The organism is Olleya sp. UBA1516, from assembly GCF_002323495.1.
Lineage (GTDB): Bacteria > Bacteroidota > Bacteroidia > Flavobacteriales > Flavobacteriaceae > Olleya.
In genome coordinates this window covers 1-21384 of sequence record NZ_DCQO01000012.1, presented here as the reverse complement: position 1 = coordinate 21384, position 21384 = coordinate 1, and the positions used below count along the sequence as shown (strand labels likewise).

The following is a 21384-nucleotide window of genomic DNA, read 5'->3' as shown; positions in this document are numbered from 1 at the left end:
CAATGAAAAATTTTAAAATTTTATTACTTGTAGTTATTGCTATGATAGGCTTTAACTCTTGTCAAGAAGACGATGATTTAGTTTTCACAGCAGCTCCAACAGGTGATTTCACCTTTTCAAATTCGTTTTTAGAACAATATGTTTTAACATCTCAAGCGTCTGGTAACATCGCAGAAAGATTTACATGGGATGATGCCAACTTTAATGTAGCTACCAACACCAGTTACGAACTACAACGTTCATTAACTGGAGATTTCACAGATATGGTTGTAGTAGAAACAACAAGTGCTAATGAGCTAGCTGTGACTATTGGAGACATGTTATCTATTGCTGAAGAAGCAGGTTTAAATAACGATCCTGCAACACCAGAACAAAATGCTGGAAGCATAACTTTTAGATTAAGAGCTTATGTTGGTGATACTGGTAATGGGACAGAATTAATGTCTTTTCCACAAGTATTAAACGTTTATTTACCGCCTGTTACTAATGGTGGTGGTGGATCTGGAATAGAACCATCTATTTGGGGAGTTGTAGGATCTGCAGCTAACGATTGGGGAGCTGCTGGTCCAGACTTACCATTTTACACGACTTCTGATCCTGACGTTTTAGTTGCTTATGTTAATTTAAAAGATGGAGAGATTAAAATTAGACAAAGTAGTGATTGGTCACTACCTAATTATGGAGATGCAACTTTAGATGGTGTTTTAGACACAGACAACGATAATAACATTGCTGTTACAGCTGGCGATTACAAAATTGTATTTAATACCTCTACATTAGATTATACCATTGAAGCGTTCTCTTACGGAATTGTTGGTTCTGCTTACAATGACTGGGGAAATGCTGGACCTGATGCTAAATTTCATTACGACTACACTACAGATACATTTAAAGTAGGTGTAAGATTAATAGATGGTGAAATGAAGGTTAGATTTAACCAAGATTGGGGATTACCTAACTATGGTGATGCAACACTTGATGGTGTTTTAGATACTGATAGCGACAATAATATTGCTGTAACTGCTGGATTCTATTTAATGACTATAAATCTAAACGATTTTTCTTACACCTTAGTACCAACAGATTTATGGGGAGTTGTAGGTTCTGGTTATAATGATTGGGGTAATGCAGGTCCTGATGCTACTTTTACACCTTTAACAGACACACAATGGTTAGCAGAAAATGTGACATTAATTGATGGAGAAATTAAAATACGTTTAAGTGAAGATTGGTCTTTAATTAACTATGGAGATGCAACATCAGATGGTGTATTAGATACTGATAACGATAATAACATAGTTGTAACTGCTGGAGTTTATGATATCAAACTAGATTTTACAGATCCTGATGCTCCAACATATGTATTTATAACTAAATAATAATTAATTTGATTATTAAATAAGAGGCAGCATCCAATTTGGTAAGCTGCCTCTTTTTTTAAAACTAACTTCGCTATGAAAAAAATTATTTTTTTATTTTTTTTGCTATGTCAGATTACATTGGCGCAGCAACAAAATGTAACTTACAATGTTACTCCTTCTGTAATTGAAGAAGACCAACTGGTAACACTAACTTTTAATGGTAGTAGTATTAATGAAGCAACTTGGAATGTTGTTAATAATGAACTGTATTTATGGTCTTGGTCATATGATTTAAACTTAACTAATCAGCAAGACGCACCAAATAATGGAGATTGGACAGACTCTTCAAACACAACAACGCCAAACCTATTGACTTATAATTCAGGAAGTGACACCTACTCTATTTCATTTATACCACAAGACTTTTATAGCAGAACAGGAATTGGACGTATTGGATTTCTTTTAAAAGCTAAAGACGCTTCAGGAGACAAAAAATCTCAAGATATACTTGAAGATGTTGGTTCATTTCAAGTAATATTAACGACTCCAGAAGACAATTCAACAACAATTATAGATACTGGAAGTAACTTTGACATTTCTGCTAATAATACTGGTGGTAATGCTAATTACGTTTTAAGTGCAGACGGAACAACTATTCACACTCAAAATGGCGTGTCTGTATATAACTTCCAAGACACAGCTATTACAATAAACAAAAACTATACATTAGACGTAACAGTTGGTGGGCAAACCAAAACAAAATCATTTTCTGTAGTAGTAGATCCTGGTAGTACTTTTGCTATCATGCCAACTAACTATCAAGACGGAATCACTTATGATCCTGCAGATCCTACACAAGCAACTTTAGTATTATATGCACAAGGTAAAGACTTTGTATACGTAGCAGGAAGCTTTAACAATTGGCAGCCTGACAACAGCTACGCTATGAAAAGAGATCCCACTAGAAATAATAAATATTGGATAACATTAACAGGGTTAACTCCAGGTCAAATAGAAACTTATCAATATTGGGTAGTGGACAAAACACCAATAACAAATTCGCCTAAATTAGTTAAGGTTGCAGATCCTTATTCAACATTAGTATTATCTCCTTTTGATGATCCATACATTCCAGCAACTACTTATCCAAATATCCCTACCTATCCTACTGGTCAAGATAGAGAAGTTACTGTTTTACAAACTGGTCAAACAGATTATCCATGGGTAGTTACAGATTTTGAAAAACCTAAAAAAGAGGATTTAGTAATTTATGAAGTCTTAGTTAGAGATTTTGATGCTAATAGAAATTTTCAGGATATAATAGATAGAATAGATTATTTTAAAAATCTAAACATCAATGCTATTCAATTAATGCCAATCATGGAATTTGAAGGCAATGAAAGTTGGGGATATAACACCTCTTTTCATATGGCATTAGATAAATATTATGGTACAGAAGACAAACTTAAAGAGCTTATCGATATTTGCCATCAAAACGGAATTGCTGTAATATTAGACCTTGCACTAAACCATGCATTTGGACGTAACCCTATGGTACGCATGTGGATGGATGATGCAGATGGTGATGGTTGGGGAGAACCAAGTAGTGAAAATCCATATTTTAATCAAGTCGCAACACATAGTTACAGTGTTGGTTCAGATTTTGACCACTCCAACTCTTTCACAAAAGTATATTCAAAAAGAGTGGTAAAACAATGGATTGAAGAATACAAAATTGATGGATTTAGATGGGATTTAACCAAAGGGTTTACTCAAAACGCCTCTTCAGGAGAAACGCAAACCAACGCTTACCAAGCCGATAGAGTTGCAATTTTAAAAGAATATGCAGATTACTCATGGAGTTTGGATGAAGACCACTACGTTATATTTGAACATTTAGGATTTGGCGGAAGTGCTGCAGAAGAAAAGGAATGGGCTGATTATAGAGTAGATGAAGGTAAAGGTATCATGCTTTGGGGTAAAATGACAGATCCTTATAACCAATTAACCATGGGTTATGCTTCAGGAACCGATATTAGCAGAATGGGTCATAAAGACAACAGTCGTAATTATGATGCACCAAGATTAGTAGGCTATCCAGAAAGTCATGACGAAGAAAGACTAATGTATAAAAATGTACAATTTGGAAACAGCACTAATGCTAGCCATAATGTTACTAATTTAAATATAGCTATTAAAAGAATGTCTGCATTAGGTGCAGTATCATTAACCATACCTGGTCCAAAAATGATTTGGCATTTTGGAGAACTTGCTATGGAAAACTCTATTTACACCTGTAATAATGGTAGTGTAAATACGGAAGCAGACGCTATTGACGGTAACTGTAAACTAGATACAAAACCACAACCACAATGGACAAACGGATGGCTTACAGACGCTAACAGAAGTCAAGTATATAATGATTGGTCTAGAATTAACGAGTTAAAGGTAAACGAAGCTGTCTTTGAAGGAGACTATATAATTAACGATAGTAGCAACCCAAATGTAGATACTTTAACACCTAGAATTTACATATTTGACAATGCTTTACCTTCAACCGAATTAAAAAACGTAGTTATATTAGCAAATTTTGATGTAACATCACAAAACGTGACACCAGATTTTCCATATACAGGTACATGGTATGACTTAATGGATCAAAATAATAGTACCTTTATTAATGTAACTAACACTGCAACACCAATTACAATTCCAGCAGGAGAGTTTAGAATATATGGTAATGCAGTTCCACAAAGCCTAAGCACAGATCAATTTCAAATTGCAGATAACTTTAAATTATATCCAAATCCTGCAAAAACATCTTTTAAACTAACCACTAAAATAACAGGAGTTAAAATCTTAGACGTGTCAGGAAAACAGTTAATTGAATACAAAGGAACATTTGATGCAGGACATCAATTTAATATTGACAGTTTAGTTAACGGATTATATATTATACAATTAGAAGACACTAACGGACAAACTAAAATAACCAAACTAATAAAATCTTAAATCAACACTTAAAAACATATAAAAAGCTTCAACTAAATCTTGAAGCTTTTTTATAGTGCATTTTGATACTCAAAAAGATATGAACAAACTTATTAAAAATAAGTGCTATCAGTATTTGGTAATCAAATATATAATCGTAAATTTGCAAACTCTTTTTGAGAGAGGAATGTTTAATAAAAAATAATTAATAACGTGGACACATTAAGCTACAAAACGATTTCAGCAAACAAAGCAACTGTAGATAAGCAGTGGGTTTTAGTAGATGCTGAAGGTCAATCATTAGGTCGTTTAGCTTCTAAAGTTGCAAAACTTTTAAGAGGAAAACATAAGCCTAGCTTCACACCACACGTTGATTGTGGAGATAACGTAATTGTTATCAATTCAGAAAAAATCAACTTAACTGGAAACAAATGGAATGACAAAACGTACATTCGTCACACAGGTTATCCAGGTGGTCAAAGAAGTTTAACTGCTACAGAAATGTTTGGAAAAGATCCAGCAAGATTAGTAGAAAAATCAGTAAAAGGAATGTTACCTAAAAACAAATTAGGTGCAACATTATTCCGTAATTTAAATGTTGTTGTTGGTGCAGCTCACTCACATGAAGCACAAAAGCCAACAGTAATTAACTTAAACGAATTCAAGTAATGGAAGTAATTCACAAAATTGGTCGTCGTAAGACCGCAGTTGCTCGTGTTTACCTATCTGAAGGAAAAGGTAACATTACGATCAACAAAAAAGATCTTAAAGACTACTTCGATACAGCAACTTTACAGTACAAAGTAAACCAACCATTAGCTTTAACAGATAATGAAGGTAACTTTGATATTAAAGTAAATGTATTTGGAGGAGGTATCACAGGTCAAGCTGAAGCTGTACGTTTAGCAATCTCTCGCGCAATGTGCGAATTAGATGCTGAAAACAGATTAATCTTAAAGCCTGAAGGATTATTAACAAGAGACCCAAGAATGGTTGAGCGTAAAAAATTCGGACAGAAAAAAGCGCGTAAGAAATTCCAATTCTCTAAACGTTAATACCTTTGTTGAATTTATTTTCAACACAAAACAAAAAATCAAACAGTTATTGTTGTCCTAGTCTCTTTAAAACAAAAGCGCAGGATTTAGTTTAGCATCTAAATAGTTAAGGCTATTGAATATTATTTTTTCAAGACCACTTAATTATTGCTAATTCAACAGAACGTAAACTATTACAAAATGGCAGTAGAAGTAAAAGAATTACTTGAAGCAGGTGTACACTTTGGTCACCTTACACGTAAGTGGGATCCTAACATGGCGCCTTACGTATATATGGAGCGTAACGGTATCCATATTATAAATTTATATAAAACAGCAGCTAAAATTGAAGAAGCTGGAGAAGCATTAGCAAAAATTGCAGCTTCAGGTCGTAAAATTTTATTTGTTGCAACAAAAAAGCAAGCAAAAGATATCGTAGCTGAAAAAGCAGGTAGCATTAACATGCCTTTCATTACTGAAAGATGGCCTGGTGGAATGTTAACAAACTTTGTTACAATCCGTAAAGCAATCAAAAAGATGGCTACTATTGATAGAATGAAAAAAGATGGTACGTTTTTAACGTTATCTAAAAAAGAACGTTTACAAGTTGACCGTTTAAGAGCTAAGTTAGAAAAAAACTTAGGTTCTATCGTTGACATGACACGTTTACCAGGAGCTTTATTTGTTGTTGACATTAAGCGTGAACATATTGCAATTAAAGAAGCTCAAAAATTAAACATTCCAATTTTTGCAATGGTAGATACTAACTCTGATCCACGTCAAGTAGATTATGTTATACCAGCAAATGACGATGCTTCTAAATCAATTGATAAAATCTTAACGCACGTTACCGATGCTATTACAGCTGGATTAAACGAGCGTAAAGCTGAAAAAGCAGACAAAGATGCAGCTAAAGTAGATAAAAAAGCAGCACCTAAAAAAGCTAAAGCAGCTAAAGACGAAGAAGAATAAAATAACAATTTCAAAACACAAATAAGTCGTTTAATTCTTTTCTTTGTTGAAAACTAATTAAACGACTTTTTTTAAATTATACTTATTATGAGCGAAGTAAAAATTTCAGCAGCACAAGTAAACGAACTAAGAAAAGCTACAGGAGCCGGAATGATGGACTGTAAAAAAGCATTAGTTGAAGCAGGTGGTGATTTTGACAAAGCAATTGACGTTTTACGTAAAAAAGGTCAAAAAGTAGCAGAAAAAAGAGCTGACAGAGATTCTTCTGAAGGTGCTGCAGCAATCAAAATTAACGATGACAACACTGTTGGTGTTGCAATCGTATTAGGTTGTGAAACTGATTTTGTTGGTAAAAACGAATCATTTTTAGCATTAGCTGCACAATTTGCAGATATCGCAATCAACTTTGATACTAAAGAAGATTTCTTAGCTGCAGACTTTGGTGGTATGACAGTTACTGAAAAATTAGTAGAACAAACAGGAGTTGTTGGAGAGAAATTAGAAATTACTGCATTTGAAAAATTAGAAGCGCCTTACGTAGGTTCTTATGTTCATATCAATAAAATTGGTGCATTAGTTGGTTTATCTGAAGCAAACGAAACGGTTGGTAAAGATGTAGCAATGCAAGTTGCTTCAATGGGAGCGTCTTCATTATCTTACAAAGATTTTGATCCTGCATTTGTAGCATCAGAAACTGAAGCTAGAATTGCTGTTATCGAAAAAGATAATATCGAGTTAGGTCGTTTAGGTAAAACACTTAAAAATGTGCCTCAATACATCTCAATGTCTCAATTAACTCCAGAAGTTATGGCTAAAGCAGAAGAAGATGCTAAAGCAGAATTAAAAGCTGAAGGAAAACCAGAACAAATCTGGGACAAAATTTTACCAGGTAAAATGGATCGTTTTGTATCTGACAATACTACTTTAGATCAAGAACAATGTTTATTAGATCAAAGATTCATTAAAGATGAAAAAATGACTGTAGCGGATTACGTAGCATCTCAAAACGTATCTGTAACAGCTTTCAAACGTGTATCTTTAGGATAGAAAACTATTTTTATTTCCGCGTAAGCGAAAATTTAAAATAATTACACATATTTAAAACCACTACTCTATTTTAGAGTTAGTGGTTTTTTTTGTTTAAATTGTAGTGTAAATTCTTTTAAATGAGAAATATATTATTCACATTAATATTCGCAATTTCTATACTTTCTTGTAAAGCACAACAACCTATAATAAGCATAGAAGATGCAACAGCCGAAGAAATAGAAAACGCCTATTATAAAGACACTAATAATATACTTGATCCCTTTGTTGGTACTTGGGTACTAAATGATGGTACAACCTATCTAAAAATTGTATTTCAAAAAAAAATCATGGTAAATACAGGAAATTATTTTGAAGATCTTTTAATAGGCGAATTTCAATATAAAGAGAATAATATAGAGCTAGTAAACACCTTACCCAACCTAACAGACTCAACAATAACTAATGTTTTTAAATATAGCATTAATGGCAATTACTTTATGTTAAATACATCACCTTTTGAAGACTATACAACAGACAACTTTAGAATGAACTTAAGTATGAGCGAACCAAATGGTTGCGTAAGTAATTTAGATGTAAGAGTAGCTACGGAAAACGGACAACAAGCTATACAAATATTTAAGCGAGGCTTTCTTATAACTTTAGAACCAGGTGAGCCAGCATCACCAGAACCTATCATACCAGCAGGTTTTTACTTTTTGATAAAAGAATAAAATTTAATGCTAACTAAACGCAAAACCACTACTCTATTTTAGAGTTAGTGGTTTTTTTATAATTAATTAATCAACTTAGTAAAAAAGCGAACATTTGTGTATTAATAGCAATTTCAGAAATAAAAAATTTATGTAGCTTTGCTAAACTTTCAGAACGACTTATGAAACTTCCATAAAAAACGCTCTAACGCAAGAGAATGATTAAATGGAAGCAACATATGACCCATGAAAAACAATAAATAAACACATGAAATACAAACGCATACTCCTAAAATTATCTGGTGAAGCCCTAATGGGAAACCGTCAATATGGTATTGATCCAGAACGATTATCAGAATACGCAGAAGAAATTAAAGCAGTTACAGAAAAAGGTGTAGAAGTTGCTATAGTTATTGGTGGTGGTAACATTTTTAGAGGTGTTGCAGGTGCCATGAATGGTATGGATCGTGTACAGGGAGATCATATGGGTATGTTAGCAACTGTTATTAATGGTTTAGCATTACAACAAGCATTAGAAGACGCTGGTATAAAAACTAGACTTCAAACAGCTATCAAAATAAACGAAGTTGCAGAGCCTTTTATTAGAAGAAAAGCAATGAGTCATCTTAATAAAGGTCGCGTTGTTATTTTTGGAGGTGGAACAGGTAATCCTTACTTTACAACAGACTCTGCAGCAGTTTTAAGAGCTATCGAGATTGAAGCTGACGTAATCCTAAAAGGGACGCGTGTGGATGGTATATACAATACAGACCCAGAAAAGGATAGTACAGCTATAAAGTTTGACCATATTACTTTTGACGATGTATTACGCAAAGGTCTTAAAGTTATGGATACTACAGCTTTTACTTTAAGCCAAGAAAATGATTTACCAATTATAGTATTTGATATGAATACAAAAGGTAATTTAATGAAGGTAGTTTCTGGAGAAAACATAGGAACACAAGTAAGTTTATAAAATAGATTATTATATTACGTTTAAAATTGGCTCGCTTTTTGAAAGTCATTCAGTATTAAATTATTACAAGCATGAACGAAGACATTACATTTATAGTAGATAGCACAAAAGAAGCAATGGATAAAGCCATTAAGCATCTTGAAAAACAATTTGTAAATATTAGAGCCGGAAAAGCTAGTCCTGCAATGTTAGGTAGCGTAATGGTAGACTATTATGGATCACAAACTCCGTTAAGTCAAGTTGCCAATGTTAACACTCCAGATGGTCGTACAATAACAGTACAACCTTGGGAGAAAAACATGCTACAAGCAATTGAAAAGGCTATCATGATCGCTAACCTTGGTTTTAACCCAATGAATAATGGTGATTTAATAATAATAAGTGTTCCACCTTTAACAGAAGAGCGTAGACGTGATTTAGCAAAACAAGCTAAAGCTGAAGCTGAAGATGCTAAAGTAGGTGTTAGAAGCGCACGTAAGGATGCTAATAACGACATTAAGAAGACTGAAGATGCGTCTGAAGACCTTCAAAAAAATGCAGAAGCAGATGTACAAGCTTTAACAGACAAATACGTTAAAAAAATTGATGACATACTAGCTGCTAAAGAAGCAGAGATTATGACTGTATAAATCTTAAAAGCGACTTAAAAGTCGCTTTTTTTATAACTTTTATCAAAATATACCGTTAAGAGGTTTTAATAAAATATAGTTATGAAGTTTTTAAAATCACTTTGTGTATGTTTGTTTTTATGTGTTAGTATCCTGCAAGCACAAGAGTATGCCTTTATACCAAAAGAGCAACATCGACTAACAGATGAAGAAGTTAAAACAATGGAGTTAGTTATTACACCAGATGTTTTACTTTTTAACGAAAGAGGCAAGTTATTACCCATGTCACAGGTGCAACTAATGACCAACTCAGACTACAAACCGTTATTTTTTGTTGACAACGACAATAAACTAAAGTCAATAGTATTTAAAAGACTAAAAGCAATAAACAATACTATCGCTAAAAATCCTGAAGCTAACTTTACTAAAGGCGAAAAAGCCTATGATTTTATAGCTACAGATTTAGATGGCAACACCTTTAAATTATCAGATTTAAAAGGACAAGTTGTAATATTAAATTTTTGGTTTACAAATTGTGGTCCTTGTATCCAAGAAATGCCAGAATTAAATAAATTAGCAGACAATTTTAAATCTAAAAAAGTAAAATTTTTGGCAATTACTTTTAATCAAAAAGACAATGTCGAGCAGTTTTTAAAAACCCAAGACTTTAAATTTACTATTTTACCAAATGCCAATAACATAATATCGTTATATGGTGTAGGCACCTTCCCGACCACTATTGTAATTAATAAAAAGGGTGAAATTGTAACCAAAGAAGTTGGTTACAGAACTAATATAAAATCTGTACTTACTAAAGCTATTAATGCAGCACTTTAAAACAAAAAAACAAAAGTATTGGTTAGTAATGTTGTGCTTAATTTGCATGACGTTTTCTTGGGCACAAACACCTGAGAAAAACCTAAAAGTTAGTGACACTACCAAATCTAGTGAACTTTTAAAACAAATAGGAAATGGTTTTTTCCCTACCAAAGTATGGAATTTTGACCTAAGGTATCTTATTAAATTTAATCAATACGAAGGATTTAGAACAGGTTTAGGCGGAATTACTAATGATTCGTTTTCTGAAAAATATAGAATAGATTCTTATTTAGTATATGGGTTTAGAGACGATAGTTTTAAATATAAAATTGGTGGTGGTTTTAGAGTAAACGAAAAATCAAAAACCTGGATAAACATTTCTTACATTGATGATTTAAAAGAAACTGGTAGTTCTGACTTTTTAACAGACAGTAGATCTTTTTCATTTTTTGAACCTAGATTGTTAAACATAGATTTATTTCATAAACACATTACATCTGCAATATCTTTAGAACACGAAATTACCGCAAAACTATACTCAAAATCTGAAATAGCAATAAGCAACATAAGACCTACTTACACTTATAGCTATGACTTAGAAGGCAATAATTTTAGCGGATTTGAAACCACTACAGCAAAAGTCGCGTTACAATGGAATCCATTTAACACCACACAACGATCTGACGATGGAGCAGAGAAAACTATTGAAGGCTACCCAAAATTTACACTGCAATACGCAAAAAGTTTTAAAGATGTTTTGAATGCTGATTTCAACTTTTCAAAACTAGACTTTAAAACCATTCATAAAATTAAGCACAGCAAAAACTCCTATACTATAGGAACTTTATCTGCAGGAATAGCACATGGTGACGCACCTTTAACTCACCTTTACCATGCTTACCCAAATAATATAACCAAAGAAACTATTTTACAACGTTTTTCAGTCGCTGGAATTAATAGTTTTGAAACCATGTATTTTAATGAGTTTTTCTCAGATCGTTTTACAACAGTAGTCTTAAAACATTATGTCAAACCATTTGCAATTGCTAAGCGTTTTAATCCACAATTAGTTTTAATTACTCGTTATGCTATTGGTAACATGAATAATATTAACAGACACAAAGAAGTTACGTTTGGGACTCTGGAACATGGCTATACTGAAAGTGGTTTTGAGATTAATAAACTACTATTTGGTTTTGGATTAAGTGCAACTTATAGATATGGAGCCTACCACTTACCTAACCAAGAAGATAATATTGCAGTAAAATTCACTTTTAATATTGCATTATAAACCAAATTTAGCTTAGTAAATACAATGGTTTTACATACCTTTGCTCCGTTTTTTAAAGCATTATGTTAAAACTATTTTCAGCAAATTTTTGGGACGTTGTAGCAAGACTAATATTGCGCAACAAAATAGCTATTCTATTAGGTGTTGTACTTGTTACTATTTTTTTTAGTACACAATGGAAGTACATGCGCTTTACTTACACTGAAGCTAATTTATTGCCTGATGACCATGAGGTCAATATTACTTACAACGATTTTTTAAAAGTTTTTGGAGAAGAAGGTAACTTAATTGTCCTTGGTGTTAAAGACACAACCCTGTTTACTGTAGAGAAATTAAATGCTTGGAATGCACTTTCTGATAGTTTTAGGGAAGCTCCAGAAGTAGAAACTGTAGTTTCCATAAAAGATCTTCAAAAATTAGTTAAAGATCAAGAAAACGAAAAATTTGCATTAGAGCCTTTTATTAAAGACTCTGTAGCTTCAATAGATCAGATTGAAAAACTGCAAGACCAACTTTTTAATCAATATCCTTTTTACGATAATTTTTTATTCAACAAAAAAACTAAAACAGTACGTACTGCTATCTATTTAAAAAAAGATATAGTTAATACTCCTGCTAGAAAGGATTTTGTGATGGAAAATTTAGTTGAAAAAGTTAAAGCTTTTGAGACTAATCAGGGAATGAATGTTCGTATTTCAGGAATGCCATACATTCGCACACTTAATGCTCAAAATATTGTTGATGAGATTAACTTATTTGTACTTGCTGCATTATTAGTAACCTCTTTAATATTCTTTTTATTTTTCAGATCGTTTAGAGCCACCTTTATTTCACTTATCGTAGTCTGTATAGGTGTTATGTGGACACTTGGGATTTTAGGACTGTTGGGTTATGAAATCACTGTATTAACAGCCTTAATACCACCTTTAATTATTGTCATTGGTATTCCTAATTGTATTTTCTTAATTAACAAATACCAACATGAGGTTAAATCTCATGGTAACAAAGTTAAAAGTTTACAACGTGTTATTACTAAAGTTGGTAATGCAACACTAATGACCAACGTGACAACAGCATCTGGTTTTGCAACCTTTATTTTAACAGAAAGCACTCTATTAAAAGAGTTTGGTGTTGTCGCATCACTAAGTATCCTTGCTATTTTTATACTTTGTCTGTTAATCATACCTATTATTTACACCTTTTTACCTTACCCTAAAGAGCGTCATTTAGAACATTTAAACAAAAAATGGATAGGTGGTTTTGTGGATTGGATGGAAAAAATGGTTAGAGAAAAACGCATTACTATTTACATTACCTCAATCGTATTATTAGTGGTTTGCTTAATAGGAATTTTTCAAATTAAAATATCTGGAAGTCTAATTGAAGACATGCCTAAAAAGGCAGAGTTTTTTCAAGATATTCGCTTTTTTGAAGAAGAGTTTGATGGTATTATGCCATTAGAAATCATGATTGACACCAAACGCAAACAAGGTGTCATGAAGTTAGCGACCTTAAAACGTATGAATAAAATTGAGGAGTTTATTAATGAAACACCTGAATTTTCTAAACCAATCTCTGTAGTAGGCTTAGTTAAATACTCTAAACAAGCGTATTATAATGGTAATCCAAAATATTACCAGTTACCAACTAGTCAAGAAAACAGTTTTATATTATCGTACGCAAAAAACTCTACATCAAATGTAGACTTACTTAAAAATTTTGTAGATAGTACAGGTCAATATGCCAGAATAACAACCTTTATGAAGGATATTGGAACCGATAAAATGGAACGTATCCAAGAAAATCTTCAAGATAAAATAGATAATGTTTTTCCGGAAGAACGCTATAATGTTACCATGACTGGTAAAGCATTAGTGTTTCAAAAGGGAACAAAATATTTGGTTAAAAATTTAGCGATTTCATTATCATTAGCTGTGATATTAATATCACTGTTTATGGCTTATATGTTCCGTTCGTTTAGGATGATAATCGTTTCATTAATTCCAAATCTTTTACCGTTAGTCGTTACTGCTGGATTAATGGGATATTTAGGCGTACCAATTAAACCATCTACAATACTTGTATTTAGTATTGCTTTTGGTATATCTGTGGATGACACGATACACTTTTTAGCAAAATATAGACAAGAGTTACAAGCCAATAATTGGAAAATTAAAAAGTCGGTTTATGCTGCTTTAAGAGAAACAGGTGTAAGTATGTTTTATACATCAATAGTACTGTTTTTCGGGTTTTCGGTATTTATAATCTCTAGCTTTGGTGGTACAGTTGCTTTAGGTGCATTAGTATCTGTAACGCTTTTATTTGCTATGTTATCAAACTTATTACTATTACCATCTTTATTATTATCTCTTGAAAGAAGCATTGCCAATAAAGAGGTCCTAAAAGAACCAACAATAAATATCATACCTTCTGAAGATGATGATGACGAAAAATCATTTATTTCAGAAGAAAAATAATATAAAAAGTATATTTTTAATCAAATTTTTTTAAAAATGAATTCATATACAGTCGCTACATTACTTAAAGAGACCAAATTACAAGAAGTACATATAAAAGGTTGGGTACGTACCTTTAGAGCCAATAGATTTGTGGCTTTAAATGATGGATCAACACTACAAAACATTCAATGTGTAGTAGATTTTGAAAAAACTGACGAAGCCTTATTAAAACGAATTACAACAGGTGCTGCTGTAGCAATTACAGGAGATTTAGTGGAGAGTCAAGGAAAAGGACAAAACGTTGAAATAACAGTTACTAAAATTGAAATTTTAGGAGATTCTGATCCAGAAACATATCCAATTCAACCTAAAAAACACAGCTTTGAGTTTTTAAGAGAAAACGCGCATTTACGTACACGTACTAATACATTTAGTGCTGTAATGCGTTTACGTTCGGCTTTATCTTTTGCTGTACACAAGTATTTTAACGACAATGGTTTTTACTACATGCACACACCAATCATAACAGGTAGTGATGCAGAAGGAGCTGGAGAAATGTTTCGTGTAAGCACTTTAGATCAAAAAAATCCACCTTTAACAGAAGATGGAGTAATAGATCACTCAAAAAACTTTTTTGGTAAAGACACAAACCTAACTGTTTCGGGACAATTAGAAGCCGAAACCTATGCGATGTCTTTAGGTAAAGTATACACTTTTGGACCAACGTTTAGAGCAGAAAACTCTAACACTTCTCGTCACCTTGCCGAGTTTTGGATGATTGAGCCTGAAGTTGCTTTTATGGATTTAGCAGGTAACATGGATTTAGCAGAGGACTTTATGAAATCTGTTATTAGTTATGTTTTAGAACATAATAAAGAAGATTTAGAATTTTTAGACCAACGTCTATTAGATGAAGAAAAAGTAAAACCACAAGCTGAAAGAAGTGATTTAAGTTTAATTGAAAAATTAAAATTTGTTACAGAAAACAACTTTAAACGTGTTAGCTATACTGAAGCTATAGATATTTTAAGAAATTCTAAACCTAACAAGAAAAAGAAATTTAACTATATCATTGAAGAATGGGGAGCAGATTTACAATCAGAACACGAACGTTTTCTTGTAGAAAAGCACTTTAAATGTCCAGTAATATTATTTGATTATCCTGCAAACATTAAAGCATTTTACATGCGTTTAAATGAAGACGGAAAAACAGTACGTGCTATGGATATTTTATTTCCTGGTATTGGAGAAATAGTTGGTGGATCACAACGTGAAGAGCGTTTAGAAGTTCTTAAAGAAAAAATGGCTGTTTTAGATATTCCTGAAGAAGAATTATGGTGGTACTTAGACTTACGTAAGTATGGTACAGCAGTACACTCTGGTTTTGGACTTGGATTTGAACGTTTGGTTATGTTTGCAACAGGTATGACTAACATTAGAGACGTAATTCCTTTCCCAAGAACACCACAAAATGCAGAATTTTAATAGCATAAATGACTATAGTGTAACACTAAAGTAATTTTATACCTAAAATATATCTTAAAACAATCTACTAAAATCAATAATGTAGATTGTTTTTTTTATTTTTATCATTATTCTAAAACAAATCATGCTTAAACAATATCTACAGTTTAAATTATCGCAAAAGTTGTCTCCGCAACAAATTCAATTAATGAAATTGATACAATTGCCTACGCAAGCATTTGAGCAACGATTAAAGCAAGAGTTGGAAGAAAACCCTGCTTTGGAAGGTGGTAAAGAAGACAATTCAGACGATTTAGATGATGATTTTGACAACTCTCAAGACGATTATAATGATAATGAAACCATTGATACTGGCGACATTAACGTTGATGATTATTTAAGTGATGACGAAATACCAGATTATAGAACAAGTGTCAATAATTACAGTGCAGATGATGACGAAAAAAGTGTACCATATGCAGCAGGAACATCGTTTACACAACATTTAATCAATCAATTAAACACGTATAGACTATCAGATGACGAAAGAGATATTGCCGAATTTTTAGTTGGTAGTGTTGATGAAAGTGGTTACATACGTAGAGAATTAAGCGATATTGTTGATGATTTAGCTTTTACACAAAGTGTCTACACAGAGGAAGATAAAGTAAAAAAAGTACTTAGGATTGTTCATCAATTAGATCCAGCTGGTGTTGGTGCCAGAAACCTACAAGAGTGTTTAAGTATCCAATTACATCGTAAAGAAAAACAACCTGATATTGTATTAGCAGCAGATATTATAGACAATGCTTTTGATCAATTTACAAAAAAGCATTATAAAAAATTAATGCAAAAATTTGATATTACAGAGTTACAACTTAAGGATGCCATTCATGAAATTGAACGCTTAAATCCAAAGCCAGGAGGATCTTATGCTGGAAACAACAGAATTGTAGAACACGTCGTACCAGACTTTGCAATTAAAATTGTTGATGGCGAGTTAGAGCTTACTTTAAATGGTCGTAATGCGCCAGAATTACATGTTTCTAGAGAATATAGTAACATGATGAAAGGTTATAAAGAAAGTAAAGATAAAAGTAAGTCGCAAAAGGATGCAGTTATGTTTATTAAGCAAAAACTAGATGCAGCCAAGTGGTTTATAGATGCTATAAAACAGCGTCAACAAACGTTATTTGTAACAATGAGTAGCATCATGCACTACCAAAAAGAATATTTTTTAACTGGTGATGAGCGCAATCTAAAACCAATGATTTTAAAAGATATTGCTGACGAGATTGAGATGGATGTCTCAACAGTATCACGTGTTGCTAATAGCAAATACGTAGATACACCTTACGGAACTAAATTGATAAAAGAATTTTTCTCTGAATCTATGACTAACGATCAAGGAGAAGAAGTATCCACTAGAGAGATTAAAAAAATATTAGAAACTGTTATTGAAGAAGAAAGCAAAAAGAAACCTATGACAGATGAGGCATTGGCTAAAATCTTAAAAGAAAAAGGCTATCCTATTGCACGTCGTACTGTTGCTAAATATAGAGAGCAACTAGATATTCCTGTTGCTCGATTGCGTAAAAAAATATAATTACGTAAATCTATCAAGTAAAACTTAGACCTACACTGCTATTAATAAACACTGTTTTTACAGAAATTAAAACGTATTACTTCATGAAATGGCTAATCAAAAGTTTGTCATTTATATTTCATCCTGTAATAATGCCATTATTGGCAGTACATTTCTATTTTAAAAAATCACCAAGATTTATTCCAGAAGAAATTGTTCATGCGAAGTTAATTTCGCTTTCTATACTATCTATAGCATTACCCATATTAGTATATTTTTTATTAAAAACTTTAGGTAAGACTGAAACAATATATTTAAAGACAACCAAAGAGCGTGTCTATCCTTTACTAATTAACTGCCTTATAATTGGTTTGCTAATATTACGCGTATTCCCATTAGATCAAATACCAGAGTTATACTTCTTTTTTGTGGGAATATTAATTTCTAATATCACTTGTTTACTTTTCGCTCTAGCAAAATTTAAGGCTAGTATACATTTAATTGCAACAGGAGGCGTTTTTATGTTTTTTATAGCATTTGCTATTCACTTTAGTGTAAATATAAATGGCTCGTTGGCATTAATGGCAATAATAACTGGAGCTGTAGCATCCTCTAGATTATCCCTAAAAGCACATACACCAAGAGAGTTAATAATAGGTTTATTTATTGGTATTACACCTCAATTAATATTATTACAATATTGGTTATAAGATGTAAAACATTAGACCTACTTTAATAGCAGTCATATCTATAGGTTCTGCATTAATAGTTGCAGTATCAAAAATATCGTTTAGACCATAGTATAGATAAAAATTCCAGGTATTATATCCTGCACAAAAGGTTAATCCATATTGCAACGTATTAAATACATCTGTATTTTTTAAATTAATATTTTCTGGACTTCCTTCAAACTTAGTATTATTAGCTAAAACATAGCCAAATTTTACTCCTGTATAAATCCTCCAAAAACTATATTGAGTTGCTGTAGACGTCCTCCATCTATATTGTAAGGGCATTTCAATAACGTAAGTATTAAATTTATTTTTAGTGTAATCTGTATCATCATTTAACACCGTAAAACCCAGTGTTTTGCTATCTTGGGATATTAGCAAATTTTGATTATATGAATTAACAGACAGTCCTAACCCTAAACCAATAGCCTTGTTACGTCTTTTATTAATAGGCATATCCCTAATAAAACCAAAATGTACACCACTTGAAAAACCATTTTGAGATACACCACTTGGCTTTTTACTTAATAGGTTATAAGTTACACCTAAATAAAACTGATCTTCTCTGTAAAGTGAATCTATTACAGTATTTACTGAGGTAGACTCTTGAGCAACACTAATTGTACTAAACAAAGGGATAATAAATAAAAGCACTAAATATTTCATCTGATACATTTATTGAAATTAAACAGATGTAATCACATCTATTAATCTAAGATAAAAGAAATTAATTATTATAAAAAACAAAAGGTGTTTTGAAAATCAAAACACCTTTTGCTATAAAATTAAGAGTAATACTTATTTGAGTCCACTACCTTTTTTAGTAGTGTAATTAATTTTTAATTGACCAGTTTTACGCAATGCTTGTTCAATATCAGATACTAAACCCATGTTAGTTTCTTTATCAACCTTTAAAGCAGCGATTAATTGTGGCACTTCAGCTTCACGCTTAGAAGCTCTTTCAGCAGCTATAAAAGGTGCAATGTCTTTAAGTTCAGCAAACTTATCGTTTAACTGGATCTTAGCTTCATCACCCATATTTTTATAACTATCACTAGGCTTTCCAGCGTAGATAAACATTATTAAGTTTTTTTGACCTAATTTTTCAGTCTCTGCAGCAGATGGTAAATTGTTTTTAATTTTCAAACTGTTGTCTCTCATTACGGTTGCTACCATAAAAAAGAATAATAGCATGAATACAATATCTGGTAAAGATGCTGTAGATATAGCTGGCAACTCTTTGCTGCCTCCTTTTTTAAATTTTGACATAGTTTAATAATTATTTAGGTTCTGCTTTCGAGATAATTCTAGGATATTTATTCTTAATATTATCAATCTTCTCTTTTAGCTTTTCACTTTTAAATTGAGGTGAATTAGAGTCATCATAACTAGCTTCCATTTCTTTAAAAGAGCGGTTGTATAGTCTTTGTGCTAAACGCTCTCTTAACTCAGTGTAAGCGCTTACTAACTGATCATAAACCACGATAAATGTTTCATAATCTGTAGCTCTAGAATGTGTTATAGAAACGATAGCTTTAGATGGATGGTCAGACGATGCTGGATCCTTTGCTCCGTTACAGTAATCACACTTAGTTCCCTCAGTTCCCTCTCCTGCTCCATTATCAATAAACTTGATAGCTGCAGCTTTAAGGTCTTTAATTTTCATTAATTCTTCTTCAACCAACATTTGGTTGTCTTTGTTCAATTCAACAGTAAAAATGTTTTTCTGTTTAATTTTAACTTCAGGTGGTGGAATATCTGGTGGTAGTTTAGAACTAATACCAGAGTCCACTTCTATAGTTGTAGTAACTAAGAAGAATATTAATAATAAGAAGGCAATGTCAGCCATAGAGCCTGCATTAACTTCTGGTGCTGATCTTTTTGCCATAATTATTTTATTAGTTTTTTAATACCTGAGAATAACATTGCTCCAGCAGCTGCTAAAATTAGTATATAAAAAGCTACTAATCCTGCTCCTACCATTTTAGATTCTCCTTCTGTAGCTACAATCCCATTATAGAAGTATTCTTTAACATCTCCACCAGATACTGCATAAGCAATAACCAATACTAATAAGAATGCTCCCAATCCTATTAATGTATTTTTAAGAGATTTTCCTCCTGTAAATAAATTTTTGAATACAAAAAACACTACAAAAGCTAATACTAATCCTAGAATGATATAAGCAACAATTGCCATAGGGTCTACTATTGAAGTATCTCCATCAAGAGCTGCAGCTTTAATCGCTTCATCTCCTTTAGCAATAATGTTAACTAATATACCAATTCCAGCCAAACTCAATACTAAAGCAACTATTTTTAAAATCTTGTGCATAATCTTTAATTTTTAAAGTTAGTAATTGAGTAAATTATTTCTTGTACTTAGATAACATATCCATTAAGTTAATAGAAGAGTCTTCCATATCGTTAACAATACTGTCTATCTTAGCGATAATGTAATTGTAAAAAATTTGTAATATAATTGCTACAATAAGACCAAATACAGTAGTTAATAAGGCAACTTTAATACCTCCTGCTACTAATGATGGTTGCATATCTCCTGCAGCTTCAATTTTATCAAATGCTTGAATCATACCAATTACAGTTCCCATGAACCCTAACATTGGTGCTAAAGCGATAAATAAAGAAATCCAAGAAACGTTTTTCTCTAATTGTCCCATTTGTACTCCACCGTAAGCAACAACTGCTTTTTCAGCAGACTCTAAGTCTCCATCTGCTCTGTCTAAACCTTGGTAAAAGATAGAGGCAACAGGTCCTTTTGTGTTACGACAAACTTCTTTAGCAGCTTCTAATCCACCTGATTGAAGTGCATCTTCTACATCTTGTGTTAACTTTTTAGAGTTAGTTGTAGATAAATTTAAAAAGATAATTCTCTCAATAGCAATTGCTAATCCAAGAATTAAACATAATAATACAATCCCCATGAATCCTGGTCCACCTTCAATAAAACGTTTTTTAAGTTCTTGGTGGAACGTTAAGTTTTCGTCTGCAGTTGCAGCAGCAGTATCTGGTTCATCTTGTGTAAGTACTACAGTAGTTGCAGTCGTCATTGCTGCGTTAGTAGTTGCATTTGCAGTTCCGAATGCCATGATACACGCTATGGCTAGGATAGAAAATAATCTTTTCATTTTGTTGTTCTTAATTTTATTAGTTAAAGTGTTAAAGATATAAAAAAAATGTAATTAAAAATAAAAATTACAAAAAGAGATAAGTAAAATCATACAATTCTACTTTTCCTCCTCTATAATTTATCAAGACAGTTAAATATCTTGCAGAGAGGAAGGGATTCGAACCCTCGATACGCTATTAACGCATACACGCTTTCCAAGCGTGC

At 32.2% G+C, this 21384-nt stretch carries 20 protein-coding genes; 15 read left to right on the top strand and 5 right to left on the bottom strand.

The genetic code is table 11. The annotated features are described in order from the left end of the window. The first annotated feature begins 2 nt into the window (after positions 1–2). The 15 genes from B2989_RS07630 to B2989_RS07560 all read left to right on the top strand — a co-directional run bounded on the left by B2989_RS07630 (position 3) and on the right by B2989_RS07560 (position 18009). Positions 3–1379, top strand: coding sequence for a SusE domain-containing protein (locus B2989_RS07630; RefSeq protein ID WP_292946809.1), 1377 nt, complete (start codon positions 3–5; stop codon positions 1377–1379). 75 nt (positions 1380–1454) lie between these two features. Next, a complete protein-coding gene (locus tag B2989_RS07625; protein ID WP_292946806.1) occupies positions 1455–4373 on the top strand; it encodes an alpha-amylase family glycosyl hydrolase in 2919 nt (972 codons plus the stop codon). Between the two features lie 192 nt (positions 4374–4565). Next, positions 4566–5021, top strand: coding sequence for a 50S ribosomal protein L13 (gene rplM, locus B2989_RS07620; protein ID WP_145006015.1), 456 nt, complete (start codon positions 4566–4568; stop codon positions 5019–5021). Further along, entirely contained in the window at positions 5021–5407 is a 387-nt protein-coding gene (gene rpsI, locus B2989_RS07615) for a 30S ribosomal protein S9 (RefSeq protein ID WP_028289143.1), read from the top strand. Before rplM ends, rpsI begins: the two co-directional genes overlap by 1 nt. A 180-nt stretch (positions 5408–5587) precedes the next feature. Next, positions 5588–6358: a 30S ribosomal protein S2 gene (rpsB, locus tag B2989_RS07610; RefSeq protein ID WP_292946791.1), complete on the top strand. Its 771-nt coding sequence runs from the start codon at positions 5588–5590 to the stop codon at positions 6356–6358. A gap of 87 nt (positions 6359–6445) precedes the next feature. Further along, positions 6446–7405, top strand: coding sequence for a translation elongation factor Ts (gene tsf / locus B2989_RS07605; protein WP_099568045.1), 960 nt, complete (start codon positions 6446–6448; stop codon positions 7403–7405). 119 nt (positions 7406–7524) lie between these two features. Then, on the top strand, positions 7525–8118 hold the full coding sequence (locus B2989_RS07600) for a DUF6705 family protein (protein WP_292946786.1): 594 nt from the start codon (positions 7525–7527) through the stop codon (positions 8116–8118). A 247-nt stretch (positions 8119–8365) separates the two neighbouring features. Beyond that, positions 8366–9073 carry a UMP kinase gene (pyrH, locus tag B2989_RS07595; RefSeq protein ID WP_145006006.1) on the top strand — a complete coding sequence of 236 codons (708 nt, stop codon included), beginning with the start codon at positions 8366–8368 and terminating at the stop codon, positions 9071–9073. Positions 9074–9144: 71 nt separating this feature from the next. Next, positions 9145–9702, top strand: coding sequence for a ribosome recycling factor (frr, locus tag B2989_RS07590; protein ID WP_145006003.1), 558 nt, complete (start codon positions 9145–9147; stop codon positions 9700–9702). An 81-nt stretch (positions 9703–9783) separates the two neighbouring features. Further along, positions 9784–10518, top strand: coding sequence for a peroxiredoxin family protein (locus B2989_RS07585; protein ID WP_292946779.1), 735 nt, complete (start codon positions 9784–9786; stop codon positions 10516–10518). Further along, on the top strand, positions 10505–11791 hold the full coding sequence (locus B2989_RS07580; protein ID WP_292946776.1) for a DUF5686 family protein: 1287 nt from the start codon (positions 10505–10507) through the stop codon (positions 11789–11791). Before B2989_RS07585 ends, B2989_RS07580 begins: the two co-directional genes overlap by 14 nt. 62 nt (positions 11792–11853) lie before the next feature. Next, positions 11854–14268 carry an efflux RND transporter permease subunit gene (locus tag B2989_RS07575; RefSeq protein ID WP_292946772.1) on the top strand — a complete coding sequence of 805 codons (2415 nt, stop codon included), beginning with the start codon at positions 11854–11856 and terminating at the stop codon, positions 14266–14268. A gap of 36 nt (positions 14269–14304) precedes the next feature. Beyond that, positions 14305–15735 (top strand): asparagine--tRNA ligase, encoded by a 1431-nt coding sequence (asnS, locus tag B2989_RS07570; protein WP_292946769.1) that lies wholly within the window; start codon positions 14305–14307, stop codon positions 15733–15735. Positions 15736–15859: 124 nt separating this feature from the next. Further along, on the top strand, positions 15860–17320 hold the full coding sequence (rpoN, locus tag B2989_RS07565) for an RNA polymerase factor sigma-54 (protein WP_292946766.1): 1461 nt from the start codon (positions 15860–15862) through the stop codon (positions 17318–17320). Between the two features lie 83 nt (positions 17321–17403). Then, complete coding sequence (locus tag B2989_RS07560; protein ID WP_292946763.1) at positions 17404–18009, top strand: hypothetical protein; 606 nt, start codon at positions 17404–17406, stop codon at positions 18007–18009. On the opposite strand, the gene B2989_RS07555 is transcribed toward B2989_RS07560, so the two are convergent. From B2989_RS07555 to B2989_RS07535, 5 genes are all read right to left on the bottom strand, one after another. Beyond that, the gene (locus tag B2989_RS07555) at positions 18004–18696 is read right to left on the bottom strand and encodes a porin family protein (RefSeq protein WP_292946760.1); all 693 of its coding nucleotides are present in this window, start codon (positions 18694–18696) and stop codon (positions 18004–18006) included. The two genes, B2989_RS07560 and B2989_RS07555, sit on opposite strands and share 6 nt — an antisense overlap. Positions 18697–18828: 132 nt before the next feature. Beyond that, positions 18829–19299, bottom strand: coding sequence for an ExbD/TolR family protein (locus B2989_RS07550; RefSeq protein WP_292946756.1), 471 nt, complete (start codon positions 19297–19299; stop codon positions 18829–18831). A gap of 10 nt (positions 19300–19309) precedes the next feature. Continuing rightward, a complete protein-coding gene (locus B2989_RS07545; RefSeq protein WP_028284233.1) occupies positions 19310–19918 on the bottom strand; it encodes an ExbD/TolR family protein in 609 nt (202 codons plus the stop codon). A 2-nt stretch (positions 19919–19920) separates the two neighbouring features. Next, positions 19921–20364, bottom strand: coding sequence for a hypothetical protein (locus tag B2989_RS07540; RefSeq protein ID WP_292946751.1), 444 nt, complete (start codon positions 20362–20364; stop codon positions 19921–19923). A 34-nt stretch (positions 20365–20398) separates the two neighbouring features. Next, a complete protein-coding gene (locus B2989_RS07535; RefSeq protein WP_292946747.1) occupies positions 20399–21178 on the bottom strand; it encodes a MotA/TolQ/ExbB proton channel family protein in 780 nt (259 codons plus the stop codon). Positions 21179–21384: the final 206 nt, after the last annotated feature.

What these genes read in the sequence shown, in the direction of transcription:
- B2989_RS07630 (WP_292946809.1), top strand. Translation starts at nt 3, where the DNA reads ATGAAAAATTTTAAAATTTTATTACTTGTAGTTATTGCTATGATAGGC.
- B2989_RS07625 (WP_292946806.1), top strand. Translation starts at nt 1,455, where the DNA reads ATGAAAAAAATTATTTTTTTATTTTTTTTGCTATGTCAGATTACATTG.
- rpsI (WP_028289143.1), top strand. Translation starts at nt 5,021, where the DNA reads ATGGAAGTAATTCACAAAATTGGTCGTCGTAAGACCGCAGTTGCTCGT.
- rpsB (WP_292946791.1), top strand. Translation starts at nt 5,588, where the DNA reads ATGGCAGTAGAAGTAAAAGAATTACTTGAAGCAGGTGTACACTTTGGT.
- tsf (WP_099568045.1), top strand. Translation starts at nt 6,446, where the DNA reads ATGAGCGAAGTAAAAATTTCAGCAGCACAAGTAAACGAACTAAGAAAA.
- B2989_RS07600 (WP_292946786.1), top strand. Translation starts at nt 7,525, where the DNA reads ATGAGAAATATATTATTCACATTAATATTCGCAATTTCTATACTTTCT.
- pyrH (WP_145006006.1), top strand. Translation starts at nt 8,366, where the DNA reads ATGAAATACAAACGCATACTCCTAAAATTATCTGGTGAAGCCCTAATG.
- frr (WP_145006003.1), top strand. Translation starts at nt 9,145, where the DNA reads ATGAACGAAGACATTACATTTATAGTAGATAGCACAAAAGAAGCAATG.
- B2989_RS07585 (WP_292946779.1), top strand. Translation starts at nt 9,784, where the DNA reads ATGAAGTTTTTAAAATCACTTTGTGTATGTTTGTTTTTATGTGTTAGT.
- B2989_RS07580 (WP_292946776.1), top strand. Translation starts at nt 10,505, where the DNA reads ATGCAGCACTTTAAAACAAAAAAACAAAAGTATTGGTTAGTAATGTTG.
- B2989_RS07575 (WP_292946772.1), top strand. Translation starts at nt 11,854, where the DNA reads ATGTTAAAACTATTTTCAGCAAATTTTTGGGACGTTGTAGCAAGACTA.
- asnS (WP_292946769.1), top strand. Translation starts at nt 14,305, where the DNA reads ATGAATTCATATACAGTCGCTACATTACTTAAAGAGACCAAATTACAA.
- rpoN (WP_292946766.1), top strand. Translation starts at nt 15,860, where the DNA reads ATGCTTAAACAATATCTACAGTTTAAATTATCGCAAAAGTTGTCTCCG.
- B2989_RS07560 (WP_292946763.1), top strand. Translation starts at nt 17,404, where the DNA reads ATGAAATGGCTAATCAAAAGTTTGTCATTTATATTTCATCCTGTAATA.
- B2989_RS07555 (WP_292946760.1), bottom strand. Translation starts at nt 18,696, where the DNA reads ATGAAATATTTAGTGCTTTTATTTATTATCCCTTTGTTTAGTACAATT.
- B2989_RS07550 (WP_292946756.1), bottom strand. Translation starts at nt 19,299, where the DNA reads ATGTCAAAATTTAAAAAAGGAGGCAGCAAAGAGTTGCCAGCTATATCT.
- B2989_RS07545 (WP_028284233.1), bottom strand. Translation starts at nt 19,918, where the DNA reads ATGGCAAAAAGATCAGCACCAGAAGTTAATGCAGGCTCTATGGCTGAC.
- B2989_RS07540 (WP_292946751.1), bottom strand. Translation starts at nt 20,364, where the DNA reads ATGCACAAGATTTTAAAAATAGTTGCTTTAGTATTGAGTTTGGCTGGA.
- B2989_RS07535 (WP_292946747.1), bottom strand. Translation starts at nt 21,178, where the DNA reads ATGAAAAGATTATTTTCTATCCTAGCCATAGCGTGTATCATGGCATTC.